Consider the following 8,043-nt stretch of genomic DNA (forward strand, 5'->3'; position numbering starts at 1 on the left):
GTTTTGAGGATTTCAGTTGGGCACCTCAGGCGACGCGGCCGCCTTTTTTCAAGCCATCGATTTTAAAGCGCAAGGTTGGGGCAATTGGTCCGTACCAGCAGTGCCGGAAGTCCTCCGGGGGCCACCGGAACCCAGCCCATGCCGTTGATCCTCGCCCGCCTGACGCGTCGTCTGAACGACCGTGGCCGTGGCCTTGACCTGGTGGTGCTGGCGGTCGTCTGCGCCTTCCTGACCGCCGTGGTGCTGAGCGCCCCGCCGGACGCGACGACGGACGAGGCGGCGGCTTCCGTCCCCGCCCGCATGGCGGACGGGCAGGCTACCCGCTAGGCCCCCGCCACCCCGTTCCCCGAGGCCCCGTCTCCCGAAGCCGGGGCATCACGGTCTAAAGATAGGTTTTTCCGAAGAAGTACAGGGTCATCACCACGCCGGTGACGATGACGAAGCGGCGGACCTGTTCGCCGGGCAGCCGGCGGGCGACGGCCGCGCCCAGATAGCCGCCGGCGATGGCGGCCGCCATCATGACCAGGGCGGGCGCCCAGGCCACCCGGCCGCTGAGGGCGAAGGTGACGGTGGCGATGGCGTTCAGGCTGCCGGACAGCAGGGTCTTCCACGCGTTCATGGCGTGCATGTCGCGCAGGCCGAACAGGGTCATGGCCGCCATGGACAGGATACCCACGCCACCGCCGTAATAGCCGCCGTAGATGGCGATGACGAACTGGCAGCACAGCAGGGCCGTGGGCGTCAGGTGCAAATGGTCCTTCAGCAGGGCCGTCAACCGGCGGCCGAAGGCGAAAACCAGGGTGGCCAGCAGCAGCAGCCAGGGCACCAGGGCCACGAACACCGTTTCCGGCGTGTTCATCAGCAGCAGGGCGCCGGCCACGCTGCCCACCAGGCTGACCGTCACCATGGGCACCATGCCCACGCCCTGGATGGGCTGGAAGTCACGGCGGTAGGCGTAAACGCTGGCGAACGATCCCGGGAACAGGGCGACGGTGTTGGTGGCGTTGGCGGTGACGGGCGGCAGGCCCGCGAATACCAGGGCGGGGAAACCCAGGAAACTGCCGCCGCCGGCGACGGCGTTCAAGACGCCGGCCACGAAGGCGGCGCCGATCAGCAAGGCCCAGGTCCAGGGATCCATCGGATTTCCGGTACGTTTGGTGGCGGGCACCCCCGCGACCGCCGCCCCTGTTCCCGGGTGGTCGCGTCAGGGGGCGGGGGTCGCCGGAACGCCGTGCAGCACGCGGTAGAGCTGGAACCCCTTGCCCTCATGAACCAGATCGGCCAGGCCCGTCAACTCCCGATGTCCGGCCTCGGTGTTCAGGACCATGACGTAGTCGTAGTCGCGCTGCCAGTCCTGCCAGAAATAGGTGCCGGGGGGCAGGGGATTGGTCACGGCCTTCATCATCTCCCCCGTGCTGGGCGGGTCGCCGTCCTCGCGGTCCACACGCTCGGTATAGGCGGGCTTCACCGCCAGGATTTGCTTGCCGGCCACGCTGAAGGCGGTGCTGACCAGGCTCTGCCGGTCGATGATGGCCAGGCAGGGGGCGTGGCTGAAGGCGGCGTTGAAGTTGACGTCGCCGGTAGGCACCGTCGCCTCCGCCACCAGGATGGTGGACCCGGGCTCCACCGCCGCCGTGGCGGCCCGCATGTCGCGGTAGACCTGACCCAGGGGCCGCCAGTCGCCGATCATCACCACGCTGCGCACACCGATGATGGCCAGGATGGCGGCCAGCGCCGCCAGGCGGCCCCGGCGGCTGCGGAACTCGAACCGGACGAAGCCCAGGCCCAGGAACAGCAGGGCCACGGGCAGTCGCTCATCGGCATAGGCGGAGCCGAACAGGACGGTGGGCATGGCGATGTAGGTGACGGCGCCCGTGGCCAGCAGCATCCAGCCCGCCGTGTGCAGGTGCATGCGGCGGGTGGCCAGCAGCGCCACGACCACGGCCAGGGCCACCAGGCCCAGCGGCACCTCCCAATCCTCATGGAAGGTGGTGACCAGGAAACGCAGGCCCTCCCCCTTGCCCACCCAGCTCCACACCACCTGGTCGGCCAGGCCCATGGTCGGGCTGAGCGCCAGCAGGGGCAGGATCACCAGGAAGGGCAGGACCATCAGGCCCATGTGGCGCAGGGCCTGACGCCAGGGCCGGCGGATCAGGGCCGGCGCCTCCAGGCAGAATATCGCCATGCCGTAGAGGCCGACGGCGAACAGGTGGCAGAAAAACAGCACCAGCACCGTGACCGTGCTGGCCGCCAGCCGCTGCAGGTGCGACCGGCGGCGCAACGACAGGCGGACGGCGGTGCCCCAGAGGGCCAACCCGATGCCGAACAGGAAATTGGTGAAGCCCAGCAGGAAGATGCCGTTGTACATGAAGGCCATGGCCAGCAGGGCGTTGGCGCCCCCCGGGCCGTGCTCCGCCCGGTGCAGGGCGCGGTGCAGGGCCCAGGTGCCGCTGACGATGCTGACGATGATGGCGGCGATGAACAGCTTGCCGGCGGCGAACACGCCCACGACCTTGACCAGCGGGGGCACCACGATATCCATGGCCAGGTTGGGGATGACCTGCCAGTCGATGGTGTAGAAGCGCTGCAACAGCGGTTCCTGGCCCAGGCGCGCGATGATCTGCATCCGGGCCAGGTGGTTGGCGTAGTCGGTCAGCGGCGGGACCAGCACGAAGAACAGGGGCGTCAGCACCACCGCCAAGGCGATGATGCCCAGCACCGTGGCCACGGGCAGGTCCAAGCTACGGGGGCGGGTATCGCTGCGCGCGTCGGCGTCCAGGGCAACCATCATCCTTGCCAATTAACAGGCCGCTCTTGCGCCGCACAAGACAATCAAAAGAGGGGCGGCCAGCGTATGGCGAATATGCGATCCCCATTATTGCCGCCGCTACACTTTGCCTCAGCCGTCGACGTCCCGGCGCCGTCTCGGCCTTGTCCGCCATGGCGGACGGATCGAGGTTAAATTTTTTGATGGGGTGGCGATTTGTGATTCCCGGCTTGTGTCGCGGCCCCGATTCCCCTAACGAAGCAGGCGAACGACGGCCAGGCGACACCGGGCCGTGAAGCACAACAGGTGGGCACTGATCCCGGACAGGCTTGGGGGCCGCGGGGACGAAGGGCACAGGCGGGCGCGAACCGGCGGGTTCGGGCGGCATCCCGGGGATGCCCCCGGCGGGGTCCGGCCGCGTGGGGGGCCCGCCGCATCCAGCATCATTTTCCAAGGATTTGGGCATGCAGGCACAGGTCACGGCACGCGTTCGGCATCCGGTGGGTTTCTGGTTCGTCTTCTGGGGTGAGTTGGCCGAACGCGCCTGCTACTACGGCATGCGGACCCTGCTGGCGCTTTACATCACCTCGCAGCTGGGCTTCTCCGACAGCGACGCGGCCACCGTCATCCAGATCTTCATGGCGTCCTGCTACGCCCTGCCGCTGGTCGGCGGCGTCATCGCCGACCGCTGGCTGGGCCGCTATCCCACCATCATCTTCTTCTCATTCCCCTACATCTTCGGCCAGGTGGCGCTGGGCTTCGCCAGCAGCCCGTGGATGCTGTATGCCAGTTTGGCCATGCTGGCCATGGGCGCCGGGGCCATCAAACCCAACGTCAGCCCGCTGATGGCGCGCATGTACCAGGAACAGGGCAAGGAAGCCCTGATGGACAAGGCCTTCAGCTATTTCTACGTGGCCATCAACATCGGCGGCTTCGTCACCTCCTACGCGCTGCCCTGGGTGCGCGACAAGGCGGGCTACCAGGTGGCGCTGATGCTGCCGGCGGCGCTGATGACCGTGGCGCTGGTGGTGTTCGCGGCGGGCAAGCGCTTCTACCCGCAGGAAACCGCCGCTGATCGCGCCGCGGCCCGGGCCCTGGCCGCCCGTGGGCAGGCGGGCATGACGCCGGAGGAGCGCACGCGCCTGGTCCGCATGCTGCTGGGCTTCCCCATGATCCTGGTGTTCTGGATGGCCTACGACCAGACCGCCACCACCTGGGTGTTCTTCGCCCGCGACTATATCGACCTGAACCTGTGGCCCTTCGGCTTCGAGCTGACGCCGGACCAGTTGCAGGCCGTCAACCCGCTGATGATCATCCTGCTGACCCCTATCTTCAACGCCTTCTGGGGCGGGGTGGATCGCCGGCGCGGCGTGCAGACCCCGGCGCGGACCAAGGTGTTCGTGGGCTTCGGCATCACCGGGCTGTCCATCGCCATCATGGCGCTGGCGGGCCTGCTGGCCACCAAGGACCACCCGGTCAGCATCTGGTTCATGCTGGTTTCCAACATCGTGCTGGGCTTTGGCGAGCTGTGCATCAGCATGATCGGCCTGCAGTGGGCCTATATGGAAGCGCCGGCCCGGCTGAAGTCGTCCATCACCGCCGTCTTCTACCTGACGGTCTTCGCCGGCGACATGGTGGGCGGCCTCTACGTGCAGCTCTATGACCGCCTGTCGCCCTTCGCCTACTTCGGCGGCCAGGTGGCGGCGCTGGTGGCGGCGGGGCTGGTGTTCTACGCCGTGTCGCTACGGCGCGCGCGGGTGAGCCCGACGGTGGCGTAAGCCCTTCCGCGACCGCCCAAAAGAAAAGGCCGCCATCCCCTGCCTGGGACGGCGGCCTTTTTCTTGGGGTGAGCCCACTTCAAAATGTGGCGGGCTTCATGGGACAGGCAGGGTGTCCGTGAAGGGGTACCGAAGACGCTTTTCCGGCTATGGGGCGGCCGATGGTCAGGCCGCACCCGCCGTTGGCGTGGCTTCGGTCAGGCCATTGTTCAGCGCCCAGATGGCGGCCTGGGTGCGGTTGTTGCAGTTGATCTTGCGCAACAGGCTTTTCAGATGAACCTTCACCGTCGCCTCGGTGATGTGCAGGCCATTGGCGATGACCTTGTTGCTTTCGCCCTTGACCAGCGCGCGCAGGATCTGGGTTTCCCGCATCGACAGGCCCTTGTGCGGGCTGCCGGCGCCCACGTTGGGATGGCTCTGCTGGGTCAACAGCAGCGCCAGGTCGGACGGGAACACCTTTTCCCCCAGCATGACCAGATGCAGGGACTGGATCAGCGCGTTGGACGACCGGTCCTTGGTCAGGTACCCGTCGATCCCGGCCTCCAACGCCATGCGCAGGCGTGGGGCGTCGAAGCCGTTGGTCAGATAGACCAGGCGGGCCTCGGGCAACAGGCTGCGCAACTGACTGGCGGCAGCCCGGAACTCAGCCGCGTCGGTCACGTCGAACAGGACCAACGCGATGCCTCGGCCGGATGGCTTGGCCAGGGATATATCATTTGGTGTGGGGGCCGCCAGCTCGGCCTTGGCAGCTTCAACGTCCCGCGCTTCGGACACGACGCGGAAATCCTGCGGCAGCAACTGCCGTAAGCCCTGCCGGAACAGGGTACTCGGGTCTATTACCAGAACATCATGGGTGGCCATGATCCAAACCTCCGACGCAGATGCAACTTGATCGGAGCCTTTAATATTGGCGCATTCGCGGCGTAAGACAACCCTCACTTGTGTCCGGTCGCTTTAGCTCTTTCGCGTAGCCCCCTCACCGTAGCTAGCCAGGAATATCCGGGAAACGGTTCAAAAGGGATAGACGGCTCAGCGGCGGTAGCGCTTTTCCTGCATAATCTCCAGTTGCAGCTGCTGGATTTCGGTGAGCCGCTTCCACTGGCGTTGAATCAGATAATCAATTTTTTCGTGCAGGTGGCGGATCTCCAGCTCAGCCTTGAGGTTGACCCGGTAGTCGTTCTCGGACCGCAGGCGATCCTTGGCCTCCTGCCGCTTCTGGCTCATCATGATGATGGGGGCCTGGATGGCGGCCAGGCAGGAGAGAATCAGGTTGAGCAGGATGAAGGGGTAGGGGTCGAACGACTTCTCCCCCTGGATACCGCTGAAGATCATCCAGACGATCAGGAAGCTCCCGAAGGTCAGGATGAAGGTCCAGCTGCCGCCGAAGCTGGCCAGGTGGTCGGACATGCGTTCGCCCAGCGTGCGCTCCTCGGCGTAGCCCTCCTCGATGTTCTCCGCCAGGGTCTCATGGGTGGCGATGCTCTCCGCCACTTGGCGATCCAACTCGGTCAGCTCGCCCTTTTCCTGCTGCAGCAGTTCCTCGACGTAGAGCGAGCGGTAGCGGGCGACGACGCCGCGGCTGACCAGGGCGTCCGGCGGCAGGCCGGGATGGTCGCGACGGATGCGCACCGCCAGGCTGGGGCGCAGGGTGTCCAGGCTGATCAGGTCGCGCTTGGGGCGCATCTTGCCCGTGACGCCGCAGGCCACGCGCTTGCCGCCGCCGGTCGTGCCGGGCGCGTCCGTCACTGGGCCGCCGTCCAGCCCCGCCTCCTCCTCCAGGCCGTCGCCGGCGTCGTCCTCACCGTCGATCAGGTCGGCGTCGGCCAGCTCCTCCGCCTCGGCCGCGAGTTCGGCGGCGATGGCGGCCTCCTGCGCCTCATCGGGCACCGGATGCACACCGCCTTCGTCCTGTGGGGTCAAACCGCCCTCACGCCCCTCGACCATCACCAATCCTCTTCGACAGTCCGCGGCCCGTCCAGGCTCGCGGTAACCAACACCGATATGGGTTCTATAACCGAACTATGACAGTTTTCCGCGACTGTCTTGAAGGAAGCGGCCCCGCGTGAGGCAAAGGCCCCGTGGGCAAGTGTCGCAGGCGCCGTTAACCTCCGCCCCATAAGGAAAAACCCCGCCAGCGGACCGGCGGGGTTTCCCTATTGTCAGGCTGTCCTTTCCCCGAGGGGAGGGACCAACCTTAGAACGTGAACTGCATGCGGCCGCCGAAGGACTGCCAGCTGTCGCCCGTCTGGACGTTGCTGGTGGCCGAGGCGTACTTGCTCACGTCGATGAACTGGTAGTCCAGCATCATCTTGACGTTCGGGGTGACGTACCAGTTCAGGCCCAGGGTCCACACTTCCTGCTGGCCGCCGCGCACGCGGTTGGCGGTGTTGGTGGCCCAGGTGTCGGAGTTCAGGTTCAGGAAGCTGTAGCGGGCCACGGCTTCCCAGGTGCCCCAGTTGCCGTTCATCGGGTTGAAGGGCTTGTCCACCGTCGGGGCGCTGAAGGCGCCCTGGTTGGCGACGTAGTTGCGCTTCTGACCGGTCAGCACCCAGCCGGCTTCGGCGTAGTAGCCGAAGAAGCTCGGGTCGTTGGTGGCGGCCGGGGTGGAACGACGGGTCATGTCGATCTGGTAGCCTTCGCCCTGCACCCAGAAGCTGTCGTAACGGACAGCGGCTTCACCGCCGTAGATGGTGACGTCGTCGACGTTGATGCTGCCGGTGTTCAGGATGGCGCCCAGGCCGCCGTAGCGGTTTTCCGGACGCTCGGACAAGGACACGACGTGTGAGTTGGCGGCCGTCACGCTGCCGGAAACCAGGTTGGTCTGCGGCGGGGCGTACAGGTAGCCGAGGTCGGCGCCGATGTGGACGATCATGTGCTCGTCGTTGATCGGGCGGAAGGCGGCGCGGGCGAACACGGCGTGCTGGTCGTCGCCGGTGGTCTGGGCGCTGGCGTTGACGCTGTCACCGGTCAGGTAGACGTCGGCGAAGTAGTTGTCGCCATACTTGCGCACACCGGCCGAGACACGGCCTTCGCTGGCCACCAGGCTGGTCACGACGTTGGTGATGCCGGGACGCTCGACCAGGCCGATGTCGTTGGAGCTGATGCTGTCTTCGAAGGTGAAGGCCGGCTGCATGGCGCCGACGTCGATGATCCAGCCCTTGAAGCCGTTGTACGACAGCTGGGCGGTCTGCAGACGGCCGCTGCCGCTGGTGCGGCCGGCGAAGTCGGCCTGGGCGGTATAGGTGAAGTCGTTGAAGGCCTTGCCGGCGAAGCCGATGTAGGCGCGACGGAAGTTGAAGCCGTCGGTGATGTCCTTGTTGGCCCGGTTATCCGGGTTCTTGGTGTCCTGCATGTTCCAGCCGTAGTCCAGCTGCATGCGGCCGATGGGCTGGAAGCTGAACGCCTTGTCCGCGGACGCGAAGGTCGGCACGCCGTTGGGGAAGGTGATGCTGGGCAGGTTCGCCGTGGCGGTGGTGACCGAGGTGGCGGCCTTTTCGG

7 protein-coding genes are annotated in these 8,043 nt (G+C 66.5%); 2 read left to right on the top strand and 5 right to left on the bottom strand.

Features of this window, described 5'->3' with window-relative positions:
- The first annotated feature begins 138 nt into the window (after window positions 1-138).
- On the top strand, window positions 139-327 hold the full coding sequence (locus tag I55_RS07360; RefSeq protein WP_044559860.1) for a hypothetical protein: 189 nt from the start codon (window positions 139-141) through the stop codon (window positions 325-327).
- A gap of 55 nt (window positions 328-382) precedes the next feature.
- On the opposite strand, the gene I55_RS07365 is transcribed toward I55_RS07360, so the two are convergent.
- A complete protein-coding gene (locus I55_RS07365; protein WP_044559861.1) occupies window positions 383-1,138 on the bottom strand; it encodes a sulfite exporter TauE/SafE family protein in 756 nt (251 codons plus the stop codon).
- Between the two features lie 66 nt (window positions 1,139-1,204).
- The gene (locus I55_RS07370; protein WP_044559862.1) at window positions 1,205-2,791 is read right to left on the bottom strand and encodes a hypothetical protein; all 1,587 of its coding nucleotides are present in this window, start codon (window positions 2,789-2,791) and stop codon (window positions 1,205-1,207) included.
- Window positions 2,792-3,231: 440 nt separating this feature from the next.
- On the opposite strand from I55_RS07370, the gene I55_RS07375 reads away from it, so the two are divergent.
- A complete protein-coding gene (locus I55_RS07375) occupies window positions 3,232-4,545 on the top strand; it encodes a peptide MFS transporter (protein WP_044559863.1) in 1,314 nt (437 codons plus the stop codon).
- A 165-nt stretch (window positions 4,546-4,710) separates the two neighbouring features.
- Here I55_RS07375 and I55_RS07380 read toward each other — a convergent pair whose 3' ends face one another.
- From I55_RS07380 to I55_RS07390, 3 genes are all read right to left on the bottom strand, one after another.
- Window positions 4,711-5,406, bottom strand: coding sequence for a response regulator transcription factor (locus I55_RS07380; protein ID WP_044559864.1), 696 nt, complete (start codon window positions 5,404-5,406; stop codon window positions 4,711-4,713).
- Between the two features lie 168 nt (window positions 5,407-5,574).
- Complete coding sequence (locus I55_RS07385; RefSeq protein WP_083900920.1) at window positions 5,575-6,489, bottom strand: DUF1003 domain-containing protein; 915 nt, start codon at window positions 6,487-6,489, stop codon at window positions 5,575-5,577.
- 250 nt (window positions 6,490-6,739) lie between these two features.
- Window positions 6,740-8,043, bottom strand: a 1,304-nt coding sequence (locus tag I55_RS07390) for an OprO/OprP family phosphate-selective porin (RefSeq protein WP_044559865.1), incomplete at its 5' end; no start/stop codon positions are given.

It is taken from the genome of Azospirillum sp. B4 (assembly GCF_000333275.1).
Lineage (GTDB): Bacteria > Pseudomonadota > Alphaproteobacteria > Azospirillales > Azospirillaceae > Nitrospirillum.